Here is a 21,008-nt window from a genome sequence, read left to right on the forward strand (position 1 = left end):
ACCTAAGCGCCGGGTGGCGGCGGGGCTTCTCCCGCGGCTGTCGGCTTTTGCTGCCCTGCTGGTGTTGCTGGGGCTGGGTGGGCTGCTGGGGCTCTGGTATGGGGCGGTGCAGATACCAGCCCAGGAGGTGCTGCGGGCCCTGCTGGGCTGGCAAGACAACCCCATCATCACCGAGCTGCGCCTGCCCAGGGTGCTGGGGGCCATCCTGGTGGGGGCCGCGCTGGGCCTCTCGGGGGCGGCTTTCCAGGGCCTGTTCCGTAACCCTTTGGCCGACCCCTACCTGATGGGTTCGGCGGCGGGGGCGGCCTTTGGGGTCACACTGGCAGTGAGCCTGGCCGGTGGCTTGAGCGGTGCATTTGCGCAACACGCCATCTTTGGCTTTCTGCCTTCCTCGGCCACCTGGTTTGGTTTTCTGGGTGCGGTGGGGGCGGTGCTGCTGGTGTTGCTGCTCTCCGGGGGGGCCAGCCGCACCCACGACCTGATTCTGGCCGGGGTGGTGGTGGGGAGCATACTGGTGGGCCTGACCAGCTACCTGATGCTGCAGGACGCCGACCGGGTGCGGGCGGTGTTCGCCTATACGCTGGGCAACCTGGCCTTCATAAGCTGGCAGGGGGTGGGGTCGCTGGCTGGCTATCTGCTCCTCACCTTGCCGGTTTTTTTGCTGCTGGGACGCACCCTCAACGCCCTCACCCTAGGCGAGGAGACCGCCCGCAGCCTGGGTCTGCCCTTGGAGGGCCTCAAGCTACTTCTGATTGGGGTCTGTACCCTGCTGACCGCTGCGGCGGTGGCCCAGGCGGGCATCATCGGCTTTGTGGGCCTGGTAGCCCCGCACGTGCTCCGGCGGCTCTTGGGGGGTGACTACCGCTACCTGCTACCGGCCTCGGCCCTGGGGGGGGCGGTGCTGCTGCTCTGGGCCGACCTGGGGGCGCGGGTGCTGGTGGCCCCGGCGGAGCTGCCGGTGGGCATCGTGACCACGCTGCTGGGGGGGCCTTTCTTTTTGTACCTGCTGTGGCGGGAGCGGAGGCGGTATGGCTAGGCTTCCCCATTCCGATGGTGTGGCAATTCCAAGGGGGCTGGCGGCCCATAACCTGGGCTTTTCGTACCGGCATAAAAGGGTGCTCGAGGGTCTTAGCCTGCACCTGGAGCCGGGGGAGTGGCTGGCTTTGCTGGGGCCCAACGGCTCGGGGAAGTCTACCCTGCTGCGCTTGCTGGCAGGGCTGGTGAAGCCCACCGAGGGGGCGGTGTACCTGGAGGGTCGGCCCCTGGGATCCTACTCGAGCTGGGCTCGAGGGCAGGCGATTGCCTTTCTGCCGCAAAACGGCGGCTACCCCGAGGATCTTACGGTAGAGGAGGTGGTGGCCCTGGGCCGCACCCCGCACCTGGGGCTTCTGGGCCGGCTGGGTAAGGCCGATCTGGAGGCGCTCGAGTGGGCCTTGACCCAGACCCAGGTGGCGGCCTTCCGTCACCGGCGGCTCCCCACCCTTTCCGGCGGTGAGCGCCAACGGGTACTCCTGGCCCGAGCGCTGGCCGCACAGCCCAGGTTTTTACTCCTGGACGAGCCCACCAACCACCTCGACCTGCATCACCAGGCCGAGTTTTTGGGCCTGCTGGCCGGTCTGCGTTCTCTGGGCTTGGGCATCCTTACGGTGCTGCACGACCCCAACCTGGCCGCTAGGGCCGACCGGGTGGCTTTCTTGCTGGAAGGCAGCCTGCTGGCCCTGGGCCATCCCGCCGAGGTGCTCAACCAGCCCTTGCTGCGCAGGGTGTACGGGCCAGGGGTGCAGGTGCACCGGGTGAAAGACCGACCGGTGGTGCTGTTGGAGGAGTAGATGCAGGCCAGCCTGAAAGTAACCGAGAAGCTGCTTTTGCTCGACCTGGGAGAGGTGCGCCGTCTGATGACCCAGGACGGCCCCTGCCTGGCGCGCTATATAGCCGTGGCGCAGGAGGCCCGCATCCGCTGTGTCCGCCCTGCGCGGGCCCGGCTGATGCGGCTGGGGGTTGCCCCTGGCGAGACCCTGCTGTACACCCTGCCGGGGGATCCGCTGGACTTCGAGCAGGAAGGTGCCAACCTGTTGCTGCCAGGGCTCCGGCTGTATCTGGAGGGGCCACCGGAGTTTGTAGAAACCCCGCTGTATGCCTGGGTGGAAGGGGGGAGCGGATGCGGGTAGCCAGCCTGGTGCCTGCGGCCACCGAGATTCTGCGCTTTTTGGGGGTGGAGCCGGTGGGGGTCTCGCACTGTTGCGCCGTGGCAGACAAGCCCGTGCTGACCGAGAGCATCCTACCCAAAGGACTTTCGCAAGCCGAGATAGATCAGCGGGTGCGTCAGGCCGCCCAGGCCGGCCAGAGCCTGTACCGGGTGCGCACGGAGGTGCTCCAGTCTCTGAAGCCCGATCTGATCCTGACCCAGGGGGTTTGCGAGGTGTGTGCGGTGGGGCCCAGCGAGCTGCGCCAGGCGGTGGACTGCCTATCCTTTGGGGTGCCCACCCTCAGCCTGCAGGGCACCCGGCTGGCCCATCTGTGGGACGATCTGCGGGCGGTGGCAGCAGCCACCGGGGTCTCGGCAGAGGCAGGGATTGAGGAGCTACAGGGCCGGCTCGAGCGGGTGCGGCGGGCTGTGGCTGGGCGAAAGCGGCCCCGCGTGGCCTTTGTGGAGTGGCTCGAGCCCCCCTTTTTAGGCGGCCACTGGGTGCCCGACCTGGTCGAGGCCGCCGGGGGCGCACCCTTGGGGGCCAGCCCCGAGGCGCCCAGCTTCCGCACCACCTGGGAGGAAATAGCCGCTTTGCAGCCCGAGGTGGTGCTGTTTTCCTTTTGCGGCTACGGGCTGGAAGCAGCTTTGCGGGATCTGGCGGGCTGGGCAAACCCCCTGTCCGGGGTGGAGTGCTGGGCCCTGGACTCGGCCTATTTTTGCGCCCTGACCCCCCAGGTGGTGCAGGGGGTGGAGATTCTGGCCGGGATTCTGCACCCCGGGGCCTGGCCAGCGCCCGCGCCCGCCGAGGCAGTGCGGAGGTGAGGGGTGGGCGAGCTTTGGCTGGTGCGCCACGGGGAGACCACCTGGAACCGGGAGGGCCGGCTTACCGGCTGGAGCGATGTGCCGCTCACGGCTTTGGGGGAGCAGCAGGCCCGGGCGCTGTCGAGCTGGCTGGCCGCCGAACGCTTCGAGCGGGTGGTGGCCTCCGACCTGCAACGGGCCATCCAGACCGCCCGGCTGGCCTACGGCGAACCCCAGGAAGTCTCGGCGGCGCTGCGTGAGCTCGAGTTCGGCCAGCTTGAGGGCCTGCGGTGGGCCGAGCTGCCCGAGGCGTACAAAGCGGCGCTCCTGGCCTTTGATGGCTTCCAGGCGCCCGGGGGGGAGTCCACCGCCCAGTTGCGCCGTCGGGTGTACGGCTTCTTCGACCGCCTGCCGGCGGGCCGCCACCTGGTCTTCACCCACGGGGGGGTGCTGCGCATGGTGCTGCGGGAGCTGGATCAAGACCGCTTCCTGCCGCCCTGCGCGGTGGTGGGGCTGGACTGGGCGCACAAGCGGGTGCTCTTTGTGCGGGCGCCCGAGAACGGGGGTTGAGGCCCTATGCAGAAGCATCTGGTGCTTATCACGGGGGGGGCCAGGGCCGGCAAGAGCCGCTTTGCCCAGGCCCAGGCCCAGGCCCTGGGGCAGGCGCAGGTGAGCTTTATCGCTACAGCGGAGCCGCTGGACGGGGAGATGCGCCAGCGCATCGCCAAGCACCGGGCCGAGCGCCCCCCCGCCTGGGAAACCCTGGAAGCCCCGCTCGAGGTGCCCCAGGCCCTGCAGCAGGCCCGGCATGGGGTGGTGCTGCTGGACTGCCTGACCTTGTGGGTCTCCAACCTGATGCTGGCCGGGCTCGAGGTGCTGCCCGCGCTCGAGCGCCTGTTGGCGGTTTGGGCCCAGAGCGACAAGACCCTGCTGGTGGTCACCAACGAGGTGGGCCTGGGCATCGTGCCCGAGAACCCCCTGGCTCGGCGCTACCGCGATCTGCTGGGGGCGGCCAACGCCCGTGTCGCCCAGGAGGCCCACCGGGTCTACCTGCTGGTGGCCGGTATCCCGCTACAAATCAAATAGTTGCTATGCTTCACTTCAAGATCCAACCCATTGCTCAAGAATGGCTGGCCCAGGCCCGCGCCCACCAGGATCAGCTCACCAAGCCGCCCGGCTCCCTGGGGTATCTGGAGGAACTGGGGGTTCGCCTGGCCGCCATCCAGCAGACCCTGCGCCCCACGCTGGGCAAGGGCGCCGTGATCGTCTGCGCCGCCGACCATGGCGTGACCGCCGAGGGCGTCTCGGCCTACCCATCCGAGGTGACCGCCCAGATGCTGCTGAACTTTCGGGCGGGGGGCGCGGCCATTAATCAAATTGCCCGAGCCGCCGACGCCCAGGTTTACGTGCTCGACGTGGGTATCAACTCCCCCACTCCGTCGCCGGAGCGGGTGCGCTCGGGCACCGGCAACATCGCCCGGGAGGCCGCCATGACCCGCGCCGAAGCCGAGCAGGCCATCCAGGTCGGGGCCGAGGCCGCCCGCCGGGCCATCGCCGAGGGCGCTACCATTCTGGCCGCCGGCGATATGGGCATCGGCAATACCACCGCCGCGGCAGCCCTCACGGCGGCTTTGCTGGGCCTGGAGGCCAGGGCGGTGACCGGGCGCGGTACCGGGGTGGATGCGGCCCGCTACCAAAACAAGGTGCAGGTTGTGGCTACGGCGCTGCGCCGGGCCCAGGCTCGTTTGGGTGAGCTTACTAAAGCCGGGCCGCTCGAGGTACTGGCCGAGCTGGGGGGGCTGGAAATCGCGGCGGTAGCGGGGGTGTTTCTGGCCGGGGCCGAGGCCGGCCTGCCCCTGGTGACCGACGGCTTCCCGGTGACGGCAGGGGCGCTGCTGGCTTGTCGGATCAATCCGAACGTGCGCGATTACCTCTTTGCTGGACACCGCTCGCTGGAGCCGGGGCACAGCAGGCAGCTAGAGGCCCTAGGGCTCAGGCCCGTCCTCGAGCTGGATATGCGCCTGGGCGAGGGCACCGGGGCGGTTTTGAGCTTTCCCATCCTGCGGGCGGCGGCCTCGGTAATGGCAGGCATGGCTACCTTTGCCCAGGCCGGGGTGTCGCAGACTGGGGGATTGTAGAAAGCCGGTAACAGACCAGATGAGCATGCGGGTGAGGCTGGACTGTAATCCCAAGCCAGATTGATATTCAATCCAGAGAACAAAGTAGGATATTTGCAAGGAAGCAAAGATGGCCAGAGCAGAGCTCAAAGAAAACGTGGATTACTACATCGAAAATGGTCTCTACGTTTTCACCGCAGACTACCACCGGCGGCGCGGCTACTGTTGCGGCTCCAGGTGCCGCCACTGTCCTTACCCTAAAGAGATTCAGGCCCAGACCGTGCAACTGCGGCTCGAGGGCCGTCCCATCAAAACCAAAGAAGAGTTCGAGGCGCGTTTTGGGGCGGTTCTGGTACAACCTTAAGGTGCGCCCTTTCTGGCTGGCTGTAGGCTTTCTAACCACGTTTCCCGTGCCCAACCTGGGCGAGGTCAAAGACGGCGAAATGAAGGCCGCCTCGGCTTTCTACCCCCTGGCGGGCTACCTGATTGGCGGGGTGCTGGCGCTGGTGGCGTGGCTGACCGCTGCCCTGCCCGACGGTCTGCAAGGGGCCCTCCTGCTGGCGGCCTGGCTGGCCTGCACCGGCATGCTCCACCTGGACGGCCTGCTGGACTCCGCCGACGCCCTGCTCTCCATGAAGCCCCCCGCCGAGCGCCTGCGCATCCTGGGCGATGTGCACATGGGCAGCTTTGCCTTTGGGGTGGGGTTTGTGGTGCTGCTCCTGAAGTGGCAGTTGCTGGCCTCGAGCCCCTCGCCCTGGCTGCTTTTGTGCCTGCCCGCCCTGGTGCGCTTTGCTTTGCTCCTGCCCATGAACCTCTTTCCGGCGGCCCGCAAGGAGGGCCTGGGGGTCCGCAGCCGTGAGGGGCGAATCTTCCCGGCCTTGCTGTTTGCCCTGCCAGCCATCTACTTCTTCCCCTGGGTTGCGCTGGCCGTGGTTGCGGCGATGCTACTGCTGGCCTCCTGGGCTGCCAGAAGGCTGGGGGGTGGGCTTTCCGGCGATGTGTACGGGGCGCTGGTGGAGATAGGGGAGGTGGCGGGCTTGTTGGTGGGGGTGTGGTGGATTAAGTACGAAATGTAACGCGCACTACACATTGGGGGGTTGGTCTAAATTGCAAAAAAACATTCCAAAGGGGGCATTATGCTACACAATCGCAAGGCGCTGGCTTGGCTGATGGTGGCGTTGCTGGTATTGGCGGGGTGCTCGAGCACGCCCAGGGTGGTGGAAACAAAGCCAAACCCAACCGTTGTAACCCCCGAAATCCGGGCGCAAATAGAAGCTGATCCTGAGGTTCAAACCTTGATTTTACTGGCCAAAAATGAGGGGAAGGGACTAGATTGGACGAAGGCCACTCAGAGTGCTGACTCCAACGATAGTTTAGTTGTTCAAGTCCCCATTTACATTAGTGAGGAAACCCTTGAGCTAGTGGTCGTAACTTTTGAGCAGAATAGGGTCACGAGTGTACTGTTATCCCGTCTTTCCCGTGAACGGGAAAAAGAGCTTATAGCATTAGCATTTTCAGACCTCAAGACTCATCTAGTTGTAAACGGTACTGTTGATCCATCACAGGGTCGTCCTGTCTTTCAAAAGGTTATTTGGGGCATCAACAGAGTAGGGAGCACCCAAACCCTAGGCGACCTGTTAGAACTTCAATCGCTTGAGCGAGACAGCTTGCATTATTCGCAGGCCAATTGTTCAGAAATCATTGCAAACTATGTAGCTGCTACTGCAGCCCTTGTAGCAGCGACGTACGCACTTTATGCAACATGCAATCCTTTTACATTTTGGACCCCTGCGTGTTTGATTGCAGTAGTAAGTTATTCGCTTGCGTTAAGCAGCTATAATTACTGGGCGAATCAGATGATAAGACATGGATGTGTATACTAACCCAAAATAGGTGATTACAATGAACGCGGTTCGGCAGCACACCCTCGAGTTTTTCGGTCGAGTAGCATTCTTTGCCGGGGCTAGCATGATGGCGGTCAAGGCGAGCGTGGGTGTCACTTCCGGAAGTCTGTCGCTTGGCGCATGGGTCTCGAGCCCGGAGTTTCTCTGGTTCTTGTTTGCGCTAGCGATGGGGCTACAGGCCATTTTTGGAGTCAACCGCAAGCTAATTGCACGGCGTCCCGAACTCACAGGTTTCGTCCACTGGAATTACCTGGCGCTGGGTGTGCTGTATTTTCTACTCTCGCTCTTTTACAGCTTCTTCGTAAAGCCCTCGTATCAAATCTTGCCGTGATTTTCGGTGGATGATACCGTTTCCGCTTGAATCCTTCAGCTTTGGACGCAGTCATAGGTGAAGGATTCAAGCCGACCGAAGGGAGTAGAAAAGCATTTCGGTAGTATTGTTTAGGCTTGTCAAAGTGAACGATACTACCGAAATGCGTATAACACCCAGGGCTTCAGGCTGGCGGTTGGGCTCGAGGTGCTTCCATGAGCAAGCGGTGGTGGACCTTTTTTGGCTTCGCTGCCGCGTTCCTCCTTTCAACGCGGCAATACCCCAGTCCACAGTAAATGCCCAGCACGGCGGTTTTTCGCCGTACTGGGCAGTCTGCGGTGTCTCTGGCCAATGCCCCGTCATGCCCCCAAGGGCAGGGCGGGTCGCAGGGTTTCGGAGCGGGGGATCGAATAGGTGAGCGCGCGGGCTTGCAGGACTTCGCGGGCGGCCCGCCGTCCGCTGGCATAGGCCCCGTGCACGGTGGCGGCCCAGGCGTTGGAGGCGGTGTGCTCGCCGGCAAAGAAGAGCCGGTTGCCCACCGGCTGGGCCAGGATGCGGCGGGCCTGGGAGGCCCCCACGCTGGCCTTGGAGTAGGCCCCCAGGGTGTAGGGGTCGTCCTGCCAGTGGGCCAGCCGGGCCCGGCGGGGGGTGAGGTCGGGGCGGCCTAAGGCCTGGCGCAGGGTTTGCAGGGCGCTTTGCAGGGCCTCTTCCTCGGGCAGGGCTAGGAGCTCACGGGCTTTGGGGCCGGTGGCCAGGGCGGTCAGAATCTCGAAGTTTACGCCGTGGCCAGCAGCGCTGCTCCACCACTCGTCGGGGCTGTGGCCGGGCACGTAGAGCTCCACAATGCCGGGCGGGAAGACCGGCCCATCGAACAAAAAGAAGAGCTTAACCGCATCGGTGAGGCCTAAGCGGTGCAGCGCTTCTTGCTTGGCCTCGGGCAGCTCGGGCACAAAACGAATCTTGCCGGCTTTCAGCACGCCCAGCGGCACGGCGATCACGGCCTGGTCGGCCAGGAAGATCCGCCCGTCGGTGGTGAGGGCCTTGACGCCAAAAGGGCCCCACTCGAGCGTCTCCACCACGGCCCCCAGCCGGATGTCCAGTGAGGTCGCAAGTTTTATCGCTAGTTAATCGTAGCCCTCGAGGATGCGGTAATCCCCCTCCTCGGCGGACTTGTCGCACAGAAACTCCAGCGCGGCTTGCGCGCTGAGGGTTTCTGGAGCATCGAAGTCGGAGATGTACTCTTGCAGCTTGTAGGGGATTTTTTGGCCCTCGAGCCGGTTGCGCTGGAGGTACGCGGCCAGCGACTCCTCGCCGATGGCCTGGGGCCAGTCCACCAGCCGAATGTTGTTGTATCCCAGTTCCTCGCAGCCGACCTCGGCAATGGTGCGCAGGCTGCCATCCGGCAGGCGTACCAGGGTGTCGTCCTGCTGGTTGAAGTAGCGGGTGCGCAGGCCAAACTGTGCGGGAAGGGGATAGGTGGGAACCTGGCTGCTGTGGATGAATTCCGCGCCCAGCTCGATAGGTACAGCAGCAAAACTTCTATCGGTGCGGATGCGTCCTCCGACGCGGTGTTGGGCTTCAAGAACAGTAACCTGATGTTTAGCTTTCTGTAGGTCTTGGGCCGCGGCCAGGCCGGCGGCTCCGGCGCCTATGACGAGCGTTTTCATGCGAATCTACCTTTTTACACTTCTGCAAACCTTTCTCCCGAGAATTGTTCTGGATGCTCGGGCATCACCCTGCCGACTTAGTCGCTCCATCGCACGGTGGCATACCGTGTGGTGGCAGTTCGTCGTATTGCTTGTAATCAAGGTCTAACCAGCAATGGGAAGTTCCTTGCGGTGTTCGATCAACCTCCTTTCTGGCTTGGTTTCCCCTTGGCGGGGTGGATTTAGTTTAGCTCGAGGCCCCAAAGCCCGATGAAGGATTACGCACAATTGAGGCAAAAACCGTATTTTTTGTTACGGCAAAGCACCGACAAACGAATCCTGGAGAACATAGTGCCATATTTCGCAAGTGCATATTTATTCAAATGGAAAAATGCGGCCCGAGCGAACAGCGAGAAGCGGGCCGCACTCGGGTAGACCCGGCACGCCACGACGAGCGCGGGGATGATTAGCCATGCGCTGGGGTGGGTCTCTATTGGGATGTGTATGCACTCGAGGTCGGCAGCTCGAGCAGGGCCAGAATTTTTTCCAGCCGCTCACGCTCGCTCATAAACCCCAGCCCCCGGCGCCGCACCAGCCAGGCGCGCAGGGCCTGCTGGCGGTGGGGCAGGCCCCGCAGGCGGCACAACCCGTCCAGCCCGTGCACAAAGGCCCCCACCGTCTCGCTGCTGTACGAACACACCGGACAGCCCAGGTACATGGGGTTGGAGTCGTACTGAAAAACCAGCCGGCCCCGGTGGTAGGCCCAGAGCAGCAGGGCGCTGTCCTCGAGGTTCATCACCGCCAGGGCGGTGCAGTGGAGCTTTTCGGAGAGCTGGGCTGCACGCTCCGCAAAACCCGCCTGCTGCTGGCACAGATGCTCCAGGTCGGGCTCGAGCGGGGGGTATAGCCACCAGTAGTCGCCGCAGGACACAGCCCTCAGGTTTTCTAATTCCCGGTGGGCCGCACCGGGCACGCCCCACAGGAGGATGTACGGCCTGGGCATGCTTTATTATGCAGCGGAACCAAAAAAAGCGCTCCACAGGGGAGCGCCTTGGGACGGAACAAGCCTTAATCGTCGGCAGCAGAGCCTTTGCCAGTCAGCTTAATCTCGGGCTCCCGGTTCCAGTCCTTGCCGTAGATGGCCTTCATGATGATGTAGCAGACCACCCCGGTAACGATGGGCACGATAAAGACCAGTACCCACAGCAGCCCGTTGGAGAGGCCCAGATCCACCTTGTAGCCGGCCAGGGTGCTCATGATGTAGAACATCAGCATCCCCACCACAAAGCTGGTGCGGAAGGGGTGCTGGCTGGGGAGCTCGAGGTAGCGCTGTTTCTCTTTGGAGTAGTCCAGGAAGGGAATGGCCAGGGCCCCCAGGATGATAACCGTGGGCACCAGGATACCGCCCCAGAACTGCGGGCCAAAGGTGGCCCCCAGGAACTCAAAGCGCCAGTTGGCCGGGATGATCTGCAGAATCCCGTAGATCCACATGAAGTACCAGTCGGGCTTGACCGCTGGGGTGTTGGCGGTGGGGGGGCCAAAGGCCTGCACCGGGTGGGCCAGGAAAGCCCCGGCGATGAAGGTGGTCACGGCGATGTAGACCAGAAACAGAATGCCCATCATCGCGGCCTGCTGCGGGAAGAGCGGCACGCCCACGATCTTGCCCGGTGCCACCTTTTCGGCGTACTTGGGCTGGGTGTGCTTCTGCTTGATCATGATGGTCAGGTGCGCGCCAATCAGGGCGATCAGGGCCAGCGGCAGCCAGAGCACGTGGATGGGGAAGAGCCGGGGGATGGTCTGGGTGTTGGTGGGCGAAAGCTCACCAGCAAAGAGGATATCCGAGAGCAGCTTGCCCACCCAGGGGGCCGCCGCGCCAATCTCGTAGCCGATCTTGGTGGCGGTGAGGGCGTAGTTGTCGAAGGGCAGGGCGTAGCCGGTGAAAGCCGTGATGATGGCGAGCACCAGCAAAAACACCCCCACAATCCAGTTCAGCTCGCGGGGGTTTTTGTAGGCCCCGGTGAGGTGGATGCGCAGCATGTGCAGGAAGGCGGCGGCGATCATGATGTGGGCGGCCCAGTGGTGCAGCGAGCGGATCACCGCCCCAAAGGGCAGCGAGTCGATGTAGAGAATCGAGTAGTAGGCCGCCGGCACTTCCTGCCCGCCCGAGAGCGAGCCCGAGACCGGGCGGATAGAGGGTTCGTAGTTGAGGGTCAGGAAAATGCCGGTGAGCACCAGGGTGACAAAGGAAAACAGGGTGATCTCGCCCAGGAAAAACGAGTGGTGCACCGGGAAGGCCTTGCGGAAAGCCTTGGCGTATAGCTTTCCGATGCTCAAGCGATCATCTAACCACTGATACATACTCCCTCCCTATACGTCGGCGCCGGGCTTGCCCAGGAACTCGCCCGCCACCACCACCTTGCCCCCCTCCACCTTAACCGGCAGTTGGGGAACGGGGGCCGGCACGGGGCCCCCCACCACCTTGGCCTGGTTGTAGATGTCATACCGGCCGCCGTGGCAGGGGCAGAGCCAGGTGTCGTTCTGCCACAGGCTCACCGTACAGCCCAGGTGTTTGCAGACCGCCGAGTAGGCCAGCACCCCTTCAGGGGAGGCGTGCTGGCGGGTCTCCGGGCTCATCTTGGCCGGGTCGGCCAGGATGACCATGATGGTGTTGGTGATCAGGTCTTTTTTGACCACGTTCTCGGGGCTTTTGGGGAAAGCGATGATGAAGGGGATTCTTTCCCGTTGAGCAGCCCGCAGGTCGTCCAGCGTAATCTCTTGCTCGGCTTTGGGGCCGGTGGCAAAAACCAGGACATCACCCACTGCCACCGGTTCTTTGCTGGGAATCTTTTCTTCGCGGGGCATCAGACCCGCACCCACCCACAGGGTCGAGAGCACCGCGGCCCCTGCGCTCACACCGATGGCCGCCTGCAGGATGGCCCGGCGGGTGGCGTGGGCCTGGGGGTCTTCGGTATGGTGCTCGTGGTGATGGGCAGTGGCTTCATGATCGGCCATTGTCAAATCCTCCAAACTCCTGTGCTACCAGGGGAAGTCGCTTTTCTCGTCCTCAGCCAGAACTTCTTCTGGTACGAAGTATTTTTTGTAGATGGCAATGAGCAGGGCCAGGATAAGCATCATCGAGGCAAACACCCCGGCCTGTAAGGTGGTGGCGTTGTAGTAGCCAATCTCGGGGTTGTTGGCGAACACCAAAGTGCGCACGAAGAAGCCCGAGAGCATCACCAGTAGAAGCGAGAGCACCACCCCGGCCACCATCGGCAGGCTGCTGGGCTCAGGTTCGTGTTTGCCGGGGCGCAGCTCGGAGCCCTCGAGCCAGTTGCTCAACAGCCCGATAAATCCATAAATGAACAGCACCATGGCAAAGGCCATCAGCCCGATGTTGCCCACCGTGAGGTGGGGCACCACCCCGGCCTCGTGCACCACCCGCATCCGGTCGTTGAGGTAGGCCATCAGAAACAACGCCGCTGAGAAGACCAGGGCGAAGTAGGGAACCACCGTATCGTTGCGGTACATCTTCCCTCCAGGGTTTAGCGGGCCGCCTTGAACTCGTCGGGCGTCACACCGCCAAACTTGTTGCTCCAGCTATTCTTGATATAGGTGGCAACTGCGGCCAGTTCCTCATCGGAGAGCCGGGCAAAGGAGGGCATGCCCCCCTTGCCTTTGAGCAGAATGTTGATGGTGTAGGCCTTATCGGCCACGTTCTTGCTGCCGTCCAGGGCCGGGAAGACCCCCGGCAGGCCCTTGCCGGTGGGCTGGTGGCAGCCGGCGCAGTTGGCGCTGTAAACCTGCTCGCCTTTGGCTTTAAGGGCTTCGTCCACGGCCGCCACCGCCCCGCCGTGATCGCCCCCATGGGCCCCTGCCTCGGCGGCAGCGGGGGGTTTGGCTACTTCCTCGAGGGTTTTGTTGGTCACGCCAGTTGCGGCAAAGAAGAGCCAGATCCCGCCCAGAATTACAGCGGTGGCGATGGCCGCGCCCAGCCCGGGGAAGCGCTCGCGGCCGGGCTTCACATCGGGGTCGGCCACCCGCAGGGTCACGTCCAGGGTGCCCGAGACCTCCTTACCCTCCTCGAGGCCCTGCAGCAGCACCCCCGGGGTGTTGGCTACCTTAAAGGGCACTTCCTTTACTTCCTGCGCGCCGTTGGTGTAGTAGGTAACCACCCGCAGCAGGTGTTCCCCATCGCTTAGTGAGCGGGTGTCGTAGGTGACTTTGAAAGGGGGTTGGGTGAGCACCTGCACAGGTTCGGCGCCGCCATCCAGATACACTTCGATTCGCTCAATCGGCATTGCTTGATTCCTCCTGGCCAGGCCCGTTCAGGGGGGCTGGGCACTGCTTTCAAGACTACCAGAAAATTAGGGGCCTGCGCCCCGGTAAGACCATCATAAAAACTCGTTGAGGGGCAAATGTCCCTAGCAGGGGCTGCAACAATAAAAGCTTGCGTGCCCCAAATTGTAGCTTGGAGTAAGTTTAGGAATTGGCCCGTAACAGGGCCACGCTCCGGCGCACACCCCCCTCGCCGCCCGATACCTCGAGGGCCGCAGTACCGCCGAAGTTTTCCAGCAGCTTCCGCACCCAGGCCCAGTCCACGGCCCCTTCCCCACAGGGCAGGTGCTCGTCTTGGATGCCCCGGTTATCGTGCAGATGAAGATGCAGCAGGCGGTGGCCCAGCAGGTGGTGGTACTCCTGGGGGCCGGTGGGGCCCCGCTGGATAAGCGCGTGGCCCACATCCAGGCAGAAGCCGTACTGGGGGTGGGCCTCCAGCAGGTTCCGCAGTTCGCTGGGGGTTTCAAGCAGATCGGTTGTCTCAAGACCCAGGTTTTCCAGCGCCACCGGTATGGCCAGCTCGAGCTGCTCGAGGGCCTGATGGGCGAGCTGGTGGGCGTGGTTCACGGCCTCGGGCAGCCGCAGCGGAACCAGGCCGGTGTGCAGCACCCCGCAGGCCGCGCCGATCTGGGCCCCGAACTCGATGGCCCGCTGGGTGCGCTCGAGGGAGAGCCGCCGCACCTCCGGCACCAGCGAGACCAGGTTCCAGTCCACAAAAGGCAGGTGTACGGTAAACCCCACCCCGGCGGCCCGGCCCATCTCAGCCAGCTCCCGGGCCTTGGGCAGCCGGGGATCCATCTCGTGCTGGTCAAAGGCGATTTCCAGAAACAGGCCCAGCTCGGCGGCCAGCTCGAAGGATTGCCGGTAGTTGAGACCAGCGGTAAGGGGACTAAAACCCAGTTTCATATAGAAAAACCGGGTGGATTATACCGCCTGGGCGTTGGGGGTATGGCGTTACATGGTCTGCGGGGCTGGCTTAACTCTGGAACAGTGCAGGTTTTTCAGAACTCCTCATCCCACTCCACGATGGTCTCGCTGGTCAGGCCGGGGTGCGGCTTGGTGCTGGCGGCGGCCCCCGCTGCACTGCCCGCAGCGGTCTGGGCTAAGGTGGAGCTGCGGCTGCGCTGTACTGGGGTGCGCTGGTTTTGCAACAAACCGAACTGGGTTGCGATGCCCCGCAGGCCAATGGTGGCGAAGATGATCACCAAGAACACCGTCAGGCCCCAGAACAACTGGGCCACCAGGTTTTGCTGAATGGACAGGTTGGTGAGAACGCCCAGGAAAGGCAGCCGACCGTAGCGCGGGTCGGACAGGATGGAGCCGATGTAGGATAGGCCTTCCATCATGGCTGGCAGCAGCAGGAAGAAAAAGGCCAGGCCCAGGAGGCGCCAGTAGACGTTGCGCCCGCCGAAGGTCAGCTTAAGCAGGTAAAGCGGGAAGAAGGCCAGCAGTCCGGCCAGGATGAACAGAAAAGCCCGGGGGATGCCCAGGATGGTTTGCAGCAGCCAGATCTGCAGGCTATGGAAAGCCCCTAGGCTCCTGCCCTCCAGAACCAGGGCGTTTTCCAACAGCTCCCCCGAAAGCACCGTGAAGTCGCTGGTGCGCAGACCCACGGCGTTCTCGGCCAGGTCGAGCACCCGGTTGGTGCGTTGGGCCAGCTCGGGTCGCAGGGCCTCGATTAGGGGAGCGATGGCTGTTCTGTAGCGGGCGCTGACCTGGGCCAGGGTGCGGCGGGCGAGGTCGGTCTGCCCGTTTTCAACCTGGGCCTGGGCTTCCAGCAGGCGTCCGCGCACCTCCAGCAGGGCCCGTTTCCAGTCGTCAATGCTGTAAACGCCGGCCCCTGTCAGGCTGTCGGCCACACGCTCGAGCTGGCGGCTATCTTTGATCAGAAAGCGCAGATCCCCCAGCAATTGCTGGTAGGCATCCGGGGTAGAGGCCGCCTGGACGGCCGGGCGGGTTTGCACTGCAATGGCCGGGGCCGTTTCCCTGGGGGCCGGGGGGGTGCGGGGGGCCTCTAGGCGAACCCCCCCAGCGGCCGGGGGGGTTTGGGTGGTGGTGGTGGGGTTACTTCGCCGCTGGCTCTGGGGGCTCGAGGCCGCTCTTAGGAAGTTCTGTGCCTGGGTTAACAGCCCCTGCACATCGGTCTTGAAACCACCCAGGTTACCGCTGGACAGTTTGCCCAGGGCATCCACAAAGGCTTTGGCGCTGAGCCCGCGGGCGCGGGGCGAGTCTTGCACGATCAGGTAGAGGGCATAGGCCCGGGTGGCCTCGAGGTAGGCCCGCACCGCACTGGTCTGGGCCTGGGCCCGCTGGAGGGCGTTGGCGATGCCCTGGGCATAGGTGCGCTCAAACAAACGGCGCACCCCCTCCAGGTTGTTCGCGGCGGCCAGGGTTTGTACCTGGGCCTGCAGGCTGTTGGGCAGCCCGCTGGCCGCGAGCACCTTGGGCAGCAGGCGCCCCGCATCCTCGGTGTTGCCCTTGTCGAGGGCGTTGAAGTAACCATCGTACAGGGCCTTGCCCAGGATGGCCTTGATGATCTGGATGCGGGCCTCGAGGTCGGCGCTGCTGCGGCGCGCTAAAGCCTGGCGGGCGTCGGCCAGGGACTGCTGTATGCCTTCACGCAGCACCGGGGGCAATTCACCGGCCCCTTTGCGGAAGTTGTCCTCGGCTTGCGCCAGGAGCTCGAGGGCCCGTGCAGGGTTGCTGTTTTGTAGCGTGCGCACCTGATCCAAGATGGGTGCGAGCTGGTCGTACAGGGTGAGGGCCGGAGCGGCCCAGGCCAGGCTAAATAGCGCGATTATCGCGAACCAACGCTTCATGATCATAACCTCCTATTGCTCAGCGCCCACCTGGAGGGCTTCGATCTTGCCCATTCGGTATAGCAATTGCCCCAGATTGGCCTCGTTGCGCGTGAGCACAGCCAGGTAGCCTTGCCCCAACGGGCGCAGCACCAGCTGAGCCTCCCTGAACACAGTGTAAAACACCCGGTAACTCCCTTTACGGTCAAGTAACCGGTGCATGGTAGAAAGCAGATCGGCCAGGCCCTCGCTGTAAGCTCCCAGGCGCAATTCGCGCCCGTAACTGGACTCCAGCACCACCGCCAGCACCCCCTCCTTGCGAGCCAGTTCCAGCACCAGGCGCTGGCGCTCGGACTCGCTTTGCAGGTCTATGTACTCGGCCAGATCGGTGACCTCGAGGGTAGGAGCTGCCACTGGCTGGGGGCTGCGGGCTTGGGTTTTGAGCTGCTGAGCCAACTGCTTTAGCTCGGGCAGAAGCCCATTCATCGGCAGGATCTCTCTGATTTCTCGCTGCAACGGCCCCTCGATCAGTTCGGCCCAGCGCTGCGGCTCCAGTGCCTCGGGCGACTGCCCCCCCAGCGCCCGTTTGAGCAGGCTGCTGGCTGCCAGGGGCGAGACCACCTGGGACAGGGCCTCGATGATTTTTTGTGCGGTTTTGTCCAATTGTCCTCCCACGCTGGGTTCGGGCCGGAAAGCCCCAACTCAGGCCCGGCCTGGGGATGATTATAGTGAAGGACTTGCCAAAACCTGGGTCATCTTGTACCATACCCGTTGCCTGCTCGAACAGGCTCCCTGTTGGGGCATCGTCTAACGGCAGGACTACGGATTCTGGCTCCGTCAATCGTGGTTCGAATCCACGTGCCCCAGCCAGATTTATCTCGAAGAGCTGCTATCTGCTGCGCCCTGACCTGGGCGCAGGGCAGCACCCCCGAGATAAAACCAACCTGGCCCCATCGACTAGCGGTTAGGTCACCGCCCTTTCAAGGCGGCGGCAGGGGTTCGAATCCCCTTGGGGTCACCAGCAGCCCTCGGTTCGCGCCGGGGGTTTTAGCTTTGCCGAGAAATTGTGAGCCCACCCATGAACCCGGTAGACAACGCCCAACGTTCACGCCTGACCTGGGGCAGCGCCCTGGGGCTGTTTATGACCGGGGCCATTGGGGCGGCGGTGGGGGCGGCCATCCCCCAGTGGCAAGCCCAGTTTGCCGTGGGCCCCGAGCTGGCCTGGTACTTCAACCTGTTTTTTGTAGGGGCTTTGCTGGGCATTTTCCTGGGCAGCCGCCTGCGCCGGCGCCACCCCTGGCTGCCCCTGGCCTTGCTGGCCGAGGGGTTGGGCCTGTTGTGCATGGCCCTGACCCCCTGGATGGGCGGGGTGTTTGCGGCTGCTTTGCTGCTGGGCCTGGGGGTGGCGGTGGTTAACTTCCACTGCAACGCCCTGCCCCTCGAGCTCTACCCCAGGGGCCAACTGACTGTGCTTTATCGTGTCAACACGGCCTTTGGGGTGGGGGCGGTGCTAGCGCCCTTGCTGATGGTGGGGCTGGGCTGGCGGGTGGGCTATGCGGTGCTGGCGCTGGTGGCCCTGGGGGCGGCGGGCCTGTTGTGGAAAGCCCCGGCGGCGCACCCGCGCCCCCAGGCTGAAGGAGCCCGCAACCCGTCGGGGCTGCTGCCCTTGGCGCTGCTGGCAGCGGTCTCGTACGTGGGGGTGGAGCTGGTGGTCTCGAGCTTCTCCGGCCTCTATTTGCGCCACCTGGGTTACGACCCCCGCTGGGTGGGGGTGCTGCTCTCGCTGTACTGGGTGAGCCTGACCCTGGGCCGCTGGCTCCTGGCCGACTTCGTGGCCGCCAACCCCCTGGCCCGGCTGGTGGGGCTGCACCTGGGGGCGTTGCTGGTGGTGGGGTGCTATTTTGTGCCTCCGCTGGCCTGGGTTTTTCCCCTGGTGGGGTTCTGGGTGGCCCCCACCTTTCCTACCCTTTATGCCTTCACCGAGAAGCACATCGGCTACGGTGGGCTGGCCTTTTTGTTTTATGCGGCGGCGGTGGGCAGCAACCTGATCCCGGCGGGATTTGCCCTGCTACCCAGGGAAACGCTAGCCACCGGTATGCTTTTGGTGGTGGCCTGGATGGCCGGCATGACCTACCTGCTCTGGAGGAAAAGTGAAGCTGAGGGCCCTGCTCTTCGACCTTGACGGCACCCTGGCCGACACCGACCGCCTGCACGAGCAGGCCTGGCTCGAGGGCCTGTCCCGCTACGGCATCCAGGGCGACCACCACTTCTACCAGACCCAGATCAGCGGCGGCCTGAACCCCGAGATTGTACAGCGCCTGCTGCCCCAGCTTTCGGAGGCCGAAGGGCAGCGCTTTATCGAACAAAAGGAAGCCCGCTTTCGCGAACTGGCCACCACGGTACAGCCTTTGCCGGGCTTGAGGGTGCTGTGGAACTGGGCCGGCGAACGGGGGCTTGGGCGGGCGCTGGTTAGCAACGCTCCGCGGGGGAATGCCCTGTACCTGCTCGAGCGGCTGGGCCTGGTCTTCGACCACATCGTTCTGTCCGAAGACCTGCCCGCTGGCAAACCCGACCCGCTGCCCTACCGAATGGCCCTACAGCATCTAAACCTTGCCCCCCAGGAGGCCCTAGCCTTCGAGGACTCCCCCTCCGGGGTACGCTCGGCGGTGGGGGCCGGCCTTCCCACCGTGGCCCTCACCACCGGCCACCCACCCGAGGCCCTGGCCCAGGCGGGGGCTTTCTTGTGCATCCCCGACTACACCGACCCGCGCCTGTGGGACTGGCTGCGGGCGCTGGGCTAGGCCCCCTACCGCCCATTTTTCTCATCCTGGGGCCCCCGCGGGAAGCGCAAACAGGCGTGGCTTCCCGCGGGGTATCTAGTAGACCCAGGGAATCAGCTTTTTGACCCGTTGGCGATAGGCGCTGTACCCGGGGAAGCGCTCTTGAAGCCAGGTTTCCTCGAGGCTGGCCTTGCGGTCGAGCCAGACAAACAGCAGCCCACACAGCAGAAGCGTCCAGAGGTTCAGATGGGCCAGGCTGCTGCCCAGCGCCCACAGCAGCACCCCGCAGTAGATGGGATGCCGCACCACCCGGTAGAGCCCCTGCTGTACCAGGTAGCCCCCCGGCCTGGGTTTGGGCAGGGCGGTCAGGTTGCGGCCCAGTTGCCAGGCCGCCAGCAGCAGCACCCCCAGCCCCACCCAGGCCAGCCCCCGCCCCAGCCCCCCCAGCCAGGGCGGGCTAAAGGAAGGCGTAACCCACAAAGCCAGCACCAGCAGGCCCAGCAGGGCAAACTGCCCCACCACATACCCCTCGCCCCGCTCGCCCAGGCGCATGGGTACAGGATACAGCGTAAAAAAGCAGAGCAACAGGCGCTGTGTGAAACCCCGGCTCAGTTGCGCCGCAGCACCTCGGCATCGGCGGGCCGCTTGCGCAGGGTCTGGGGGGTTAGGTTGGCCCGGCGGAAGTTGGTGAGATTAAGGTCAGCCAGCACCTTGTTGCTGCTGTCGCGCAGGGTGATGGAGAGGGGGCGGGGGTCGGACTTGAGCACCAGAATTTCCATGCTGGCAAAGCCCAGCGAGGCGTCCTTGGGGGCGCCGCCAATGCGCCAGGCCGGGCCGGCGGGGGTGTTTTGCTCGCCCAGAAGCCGCAGCGTGACCCGCTGGGTGAGCTCCTCGAAGTCGCCGAGGTCGGTCAGGTTGAAGCCCAGGCCTTCGATGCGGGCTTTGGCGCGGGGCTGGATGATGAGCTGGTTGGTCAGGAACAGGTAGTTCCAGACTTCCTTATCCGAGATCACCACGAAGTTGCCCTCGAGGGCGGCGGGTTTTTTGAACTCGACCCGGGCGAGCTGCTCCTTGCCCGGAATCACCTGGAGCCGGAAATCGGCCTCCTGGGTGCTGCCGTCGGGTAGCTGCACCTTGCCCGTGACGGTGGCCTCCCAGGGCGAACGTTCCATGTTGGCCTGCACCTGGCGGGTAATTTCGGCGATGCTCTGGGCCATAGCCAGCCCAAGGGATAAGAAGGCGATTGCTAGCAGTTTTTTCATTCATTACCTCCGAACTCGAGGATGTACCTTAGCCATAGGGAAAATCCACCGTCGTAGCTTGCATCGGCGCGGAAGCCGTAGGCCTCCACCCCCAGGGTAGCAGCCCAGGGGTAGGCCACGGTTAGGCGCAGCTTAAGATTGTTGAGCTGCTCCTCGTCTAAAGGCGTGGTTAAGGCTGCTTCCAGCCGGTTGAGCTGCCCGGCCCGCAGGGTGGCCTCGAGCAGCGTCCCGGCCTCGTCCAGCTCACCCCGCCAGCCCAAGAGGCCGTACAGGCGCGAATCGTCCACCCCCAGCCCAAAGGTGTAGGTCTGTTCCTGTCGCAGGGCATAGCTCAGCTCCCCCGAACCGCTGGCGATACCCGCCAGGCTGTTTTTGAAGCCCAGTTGCAGGCCCAGGGTCTGCCGGGGCTCGAGGCGGTAGCGCCCGCCCAGCCCCAGCTTCAGCCCGCCTTCGGCCTCGTCGCCCACCCACAGGCTCGAGCGCGGGGTGGTGCTGTACAGCGCCTCCAGGCTGGCGGCCACCGGGCCCAGGACGGCGCTGGCCCCGGCCTGCAAGCCCCAGCCGGCGAAGCCCAGGCTAAAGCCTGCGCCGTAGCTCAGCCGGCCCAGGGCGCTTAGCTCCAGCGCGCCGTTCAACCCCAGGCCCAGCGCATCGCGCTGCAGCCGTGCGCGTAGCTCCAGCTCGCCCAGCGGAAGGGTGGCCTCGAGGGTGGGGGTCAGGTGGTCGGGCGACAGGCGGCCAAAAAGCCCGAAGGTGAGGGACTGCCCAAGGCCGAGGGTCGAAAGCTGTAGACCCACCGCCGCCAGGGCGAGTTGCAGGAGACGTCGGTATGGGTGAAATCCTTTCATGAGCGTTCTTTTCCTCACG

26 protein-coding genes and 2 tRNA genes are annotated in these 21,008 nt (G+C 64.3%); 15 read left to right on the top strand and 13 right to left on the bottom strand.

Annotated features, from left to right (window positions below; all coding sequences use genetic code 11):
• Positions 1–13: 13 nt before the first annotated feature.
• The 11 genes from MRUB_RS01155 (at position 14) to MRUB_RS01200 (ending at position 7,341) form a co-directional block, all read left to right on the top strand.
• A complete protein-coding gene (locus MRUB_RS01155) occupies positions 14–1,036 on the top strand; it encodes a FecCD family ABC transporter permease (protein ID WP_043956606.1) in 1,023 nt (340 codons plus the stop codon).
• The gene (locus MRUB_RS01160) at positions 1,029–1,829 is read left to right on the top strand and encodes an ABC transporter ATP-binding protein (protein ID WP_013012529.1); all 801 of its coding nucleotides are present in this window, start codon (positions 1,029–1,031) and stop codon (positions 1,827–1,829) included. Before MRUB_RS01155 ends, MRUB_RS01160 begins: the two co-directional genes overlap by 8 nt.
• Positions 1,830–2,168 (top strand): hypothetical protein, encoded by a 339-nt coding sequence (locus MRUB_RS01165; protein WP_013012530.1) that lies wholly within the window; start codon positions 1,830–1,832, stop codon positions 2,166–2,168.
• Complete coding sequence (locus tag MRUB_RS01170) at positions 2,159–3,010, top strand: ABC transporter substrate-binding protein (RefSeq protein WP_013012531.1); 852 nt, start codon at positions 2,159–2,161, stop codon at positions 3,008–3,010. The genes MRUB_RS01165 and MRUB_RS01170 overlap by 10 nt, the downstream gene beginning before the upstream one ends.
• Before the next feature lie 3 nt (positions 3,011–3,013).
• Positions 3,014–3,559: a histidine phosphatase family protein gene (locus MRUB_RS01175; protein ID WP_013012532.1), complete on the top strand. Its 546-nt coding sequence runs from the start codon at positions 3,014–3,016 to the stop codon at positions 3,557–3,559.
• A gap of 6 nt (positions 3,560–3,565) precedes the next feature.
• Positions 3,566–4,075 (top strand): bifunctional adenosylcobinamide kinase/adenosylcobinamide-phosphate guanylyltransferase, encoded by a 510-nt coding sequence (gene cobU / locus MRUB_RS01180; protein WP_013012533.1) that lies wholly within the window; start codon positions 3,566–3,568, stop codon positions 4,073–4,075.
• A 5-nt stretch (positions 4,076–4,080) separates the two neighbouring features.
• Positions 4,081–5,127 (top strand): nicotinate-nucleotide--dimethylbenzimidazole phosphoribosyltransferase, encoded by a 1,047-nt coding sequence (gene cobT / locus MRUB_RS01185; protein ID WP_013012534.1) that lies wholly within the window; start codon positions 4,081–4,083, stop codon positions 5,125–5,127.
• A 109-nt stretch (positions 5,128–5,236) separates the two neighbouring features.
• Complete coding sequence (locus MRUB_RS01190; protein WP_013012535.1) at positions 5,237–5,470, top strand: C1orf53 family protein; 234 nt, start codon at positions 5,237–5,239, stop codon at positions 5,468–5,470.
• 1 nt (position 5,471) lies between these two features.
• Positions 5,472–6,182: an adenosylcobinamide-GDP ribazoletransferase gene (locus tag MRUB_RS01195; RefSeq protein WP_235438136.1), complete on the top strand. Its 711-nt coding sequence runs from the start codon at positions 5,472–5,474 to the stop codon at positions 6,180–6,182.
• Between the two features lie 60 nt (positions 6,183–6,242).
• The gene (locus MRUB_RS15705) at positions 6,243–6,989 is read left to right on the top strand and encodes a hypothetical protein (RefSeq protein WP_013012537.1); all 747 of its coding nucleotides are present in this window, start codon (positions 6,243–6,245) and stop codon (positions 6,987–6,989) included.
• A 19-nt stretch (positions 6,990–7,008) separates the two neighbouring features.
• The gene (locus tag MRUB_RS01200) at positions 7,009–7,341 is read left to right on the top strand and encodes a hypothetical protein (RefSeq protein ID WP_013012538.1); all 333 of its coding nucleotides are present in this window, start codon (positions 7,009–7,011) and stop codon (positions 7,339–7,341) included.
• 338 nt (positions 7,342–7,679) lie between these two features.
• On the opposite strand, the gene MRUB_RS01205 is transcribed toward MRUB_RS01200, so the two are convergent.
• The 10 genes from MRUB_RS01205 to MRUB_RS01250 all read right to left on the bottom strand — a co-directional run bounded on the left by MRUB_RS01205 (position 7,680) and on the right by MRUB_RS01250 (position 16,762).
• Positions 7,680–8,438, bottom strand: coding sequence for an FAD-dependent oxidoreductase (locus MRUB_RS01205; protein ID WP_081439933.1), 759 nt, complete (start codon positions 8,436–8,438; stop codon positions 7,680–7,682).
• A gap of 6 nt (positions 8,439–8,444) precedes the next feature.
• The gene (locus MRUB_RS01210; RefSeq protein ID WP_015586275.1) at positions 8,445–8,987 is read right to left on the bottom strand and encodes an FAD-dependent oxidoreductase; all 543 of its coding nucleotides are present in this window, start codon (positions 8,985–8,987) and stop codon (positions 8,445–8,447) included.
• A gap of 469 nt (positions 8,988–9,456) precedes the next feature.
• Complete coding sequence (locus MRUB_RS01215; RefSeq protein WP_013012539.1) at positions 9,457–9,969, bottom strand: hypothetical protein; 513 nt, start codon at positions 9,967–9,969, stop codon at positions 9,457–9,459.
• Positions 9,970–10,034: 65 nt separating this feature from the next.
• Complete coding sequence (locus tag MRUB_RS01220) at positions 10,035–11,324, bottom strand: cytochrome b (RefSeq protein ID WP_013012540.1); 1,290 nt, start codon at positions 11,322–11,324, stop codon at positions 10,035–10,037.
• Between the two features lie 9 nt (positions 11,325–11,333).
• Complete coding sequence (locus MRUB_RS01225; protein WP_013012541.1) at positions 11,334–11,978, bottom strand: Rieske (2Fe-2S) protein; 645 nt, start codon at positions 11,976–11,978, stop codon at positions 11,334–11,336.
• Between the two features lie 24 nt (positions 11,979–12,002).
• Positions 12,003–12,494, bottom strand: a complete 492-nt coding sequence (locus MRUB_RS01230; protein WP_013012542.1) for a hypothetical protein — start codon at positions 12,492–12,494, stop codon at positions 12,003–12,005.
• Positions 12,495–12,508: 14 nt separating this feature from the next.
• Complete coding sequence (locus MRUB_RS01235; RefSeq protein WP_013012543.1) at positions 12,509–13,264, bottom strand: c-type cytochrome; 756 nt, start codon at positions 13,262–13,264, stop codon at positions 12,509–12,511.
• A 181-nt stretch (positions 13,265–13,445) separates the two neighbouring features.
• The gene (locus MRUB_RS01240; RefSeq protein WP_013012544.1) at positions 13,446–14,207 is read right to left on the bottom strand and encodes a sugar phosphate isomerase/epimerase family protein; all 762 of its coding nucleotides are present in this window, start codon (positions 14,205–14,207) and stop codon (positions 13,446–13,448) included.
• A gap of 95 nt (positions 14,208–14,302) precedes the next feature.
• Positions 14,303–16,120 carry a hypothetical protein gene (locus tag MRUB_RS01245; RefSeq protein ID WP_013012545.1) on the bottom strand — a complete coding sequence of 606 codons (1,818 nt, stop codon included), beginning with the start codon at positions 16,118–16,120 and terminating at the stop codon, positions 14,303–14,305.
• 12 nt (positions 16,121–16,132) lie between these two features.
• Entirely contained in the window at positions 16,133–16,762 is a 630-nt protein-coding gene (locus tag MRUB_RS01250; RefSeq protein WP_013012546.1) for a roadblock/LC7 domain-containing protein, read from the bottom strand.
• 133 nt (positions 16,763–16,895) lie between these two features.
• On the opposite strand from MRUB_RS01250, the gene MRUB_RS01255 reads away from it, so the two are divergent.
• The 4 genes from MRUB_RS01255 (at position 16,896) to MRUB_RS01270 (ending at position 18,900) form a co-directional block, all read left to right on the top strand.
• Positions 16,896–16,969, top strand: a tRNA-Gln gene (locus tag MRUB_RS01255).
• 76 nt (positions 16,970–17,045) lie between these two features.
• Positions 17,046–17,120: transfer RNA gene (locus tag MRUB_RS01260), tRNA-Glu, on the top strand.
• A 57-nt stretch (positions 17,121–17,177) separates the two neighbouring features.
• Positions 17,178–18,281 (top strand): MFS transporter, encoded by a 1,104-nt coding sequence (locus MRUB_RS01265; protein ID WP_013012547.1) that lies wholly within the window; start codon positions 17,178–17,180, stop codon positions 18,279–18,281.
• Positions 18,250–18,900 (top strand): HAD family hydrolase, encoded by a 651-nt coding sequence (locus MRUB_RS01270; protein WP_013012548.1) that lies wholly within the window; start codon positions 18,250–18,252, stop codon positions 18,898–18,900. The genes MRUB_RS01265 and MRUB_RS01270 overlap by 32 nt, the downstream gene beginning before the upstream one ends.
• Before the next feature lie 75 nt (positions 18,901–18,975).
• Here MRUB_RS01270 and MRUB_RS01275 read toward each other — a convergent pair whose 3' ends face one another.
• The 3 genes from MRUB_RS01275 to MRUB_RS01285 are packed head-to-tail and all read right to left on the bottom strand — an operon-like array spanning position 18,976 to position 20,989.
• Positions 18,976–19,431, bottom strand: a complete 456-nt coding sequence (locus MRUB_RS01275) for a methyltransferase family protein (RefSeq protein ID WP_013012549.1) — start codon at positions 19,429–19,431, stop codon at positions 18,976–18,978.
• 56 nt (positions 19,432–19,487) lie between these two features.
• Positions 19,488–20,141: an outer membrane lipoprotein carrier protein LolA gene (locus tag MRUB_RS01280; protein WP_013012550.1), complete on the bottom strand. Its 654-nt coding sequence runs from the start codon at positions 20,139–20,141 to the stop codon at positions 19,488–19,490.
• Positions 20,138–20,989 carry a hypothetical protein gene (locus MRUB_RS01285; protein WP_013012551.1) on the bottom strand — a complete coding sequence of 284 codons (852 nt, stop codon included), beginning with the start codon at positions 20,987–20,989 and terminating at the stop codon, positions 20,138–20,140. The genes MRUB_RS01280 and MRUB_RS01285 overlap by 4 nt, the downstream gene beginning before the upstream one ends.
• Between the last annotated feature and the right edge of the window lie 19 nt (positions 20,990–21,008).

The organism is Meiothermus ruber DSM 1279, from assembly GCF_000024425.1.
Taxonomy (GTDB): Bacteria; Deinococcota; Deinococci; order Deinococcales; family Thermaceae; genus Meiothermus; species Meiothermus ruber.

Bases quoted from the DNA above. Each gene is read 5' to 3' on its own strand.
- MRUB_RS01160 (WP_013012529.1), top strand. From the start codon at position 1,029: ATGGCTAGGCTTCCCCATTCCGATGGTGTGGCAATTCCAAGGGGGCTG.
- MRUB_RS01165 (WP_013012530.1), top strand. From the start codon at position 1,830: ATGCAGGCCAGCCTGAAAGTAACCGAGAAGCTGCTTTTGCTCGACCTG.
- MRUB_RS01170 (WP_013012531.1), top strand. From the start codon at position 2,159: ATGCGGGTAGCCAGCCTGGTGCCTGCGGCCACCGAGATTCTGCGCTTT.
- cobU (WP_013012533.1), top strand. From the start codon at position 3,566: ATGCAGAAGCATCTGGTGCTTATCACGGGGGGGGCCAGGGCCGGCAAG.
- cobT (WP_013012534.1), top strand. From the start codon at position 4,081: ATGCTTCACTTCAAGATCCAACCCATTGCTCAAGAATGGCTGGCCCAG.
- MRUB_RS01190 (WP_013012535.1), top strand. From the start codon at position 5,237: ATGGCCAGAGCAGAGCTCAAAGAAAACGTGGATTACTACATCGAAAAT.
- MRUB_RS15705 (WP_013012537.1), top strand. From the start codon at position 6,243: ATGCTACACAATCGCAAGGCGCTGGCTTGGCTGATGGTGGCGTTGCTG.
- MRUB_RS01200 (WP_013012538.1), top strand. From the start codon at position 7,009: ATGAACGCGGTTCGGCAGCACACCCTCGAGTTTTTCGGTCGAGTAGCA.
- MRUB_RS01210 (WP_015586275.1), bottom strand. From the start codon at position 8,987: ATGAAAACGCTCGTCATAGGCGCCGGAGCCGCCGGCCTGGCCGCGGCC.
- MRUB_RS01215 (WP_013012539.1), bottom strand. From the start codon at position 9,969: ATGCCCAGGCCGTACATCCTCCTGTGGGGCGTGCCCGGTGCGGCCCAC.
- MRUB_RS01220 (WP_013012540.1), bottom strand. From the start codon at position 11,324: ATGTATCAGTGGTTAGATGATCGCTTGAGCATCGGAAAGCTATACGCC.
- MRUB_RS01225 (WP_013012541.1), bottom strand. From the start codon at position 11,978: ATGGCCGATCATGAAGCCACTGCCCATCACCACGAGCACCATACCGAA.
- MRUB_RS01230 (WP_013012542.1), bottom strand. From the start codon at position 12,494: ATGTACCGCAACGATACGGTGGTTCCCTACTTCGCCCTGGTCTTCTCA.
- MRUB_RS01235 (WP_013012543.1), bottom strand. From the start codon at position 13,264: ATGCCGATTGAGCGAATCGAAGTGTATCTGGATGGCGGCGCCGAACCT.
- MRUB_RS01240 (WP_013012544.1), bottom strand. From the start codon at position 14,207: ATGAAACTGGGTTTTAGTCCCCTTACCGCTGGTCTCAACTACCGGCAA.
- MRUB_RS01245 (WP_013012545.1), bottom strand. From the start codon at position 16,120: ATGAAGCGTTGGTTCGCGATAATCGCGCTATTTAGCCTGGCCTGGGCC.
- MRUB_RS01265 (WP_013012547.1), top strand. From the start codon at position 17,178: ATGAACCCGGTAGACAACGCCCAACGTTCACGCCTGACCTGGGGCAGC.
- MRUB_RS01275 (WP_013012549.1), bottom strand. From the start codon at position 19,431: ATGCGCCTGGGCGAGCGGGGCGAGGGGTATGTGGTGGGGCAGTTTGCC.
- MRUB_RS01280 (WP_013012550.1), bottom strand. From the start codon at position 20,141: ATGAAAAAACTGCTAGCAATCGCCTTCTTATCCCTTGGGCTGGCTATG.
- MRUB_RS01285 (WP_013012551.1), bottom strand. From the start codon at position 20,989: ATGAAAGGATTTCACCCATACCGACGTCTCCTGCAACTCGCCCTGGCG.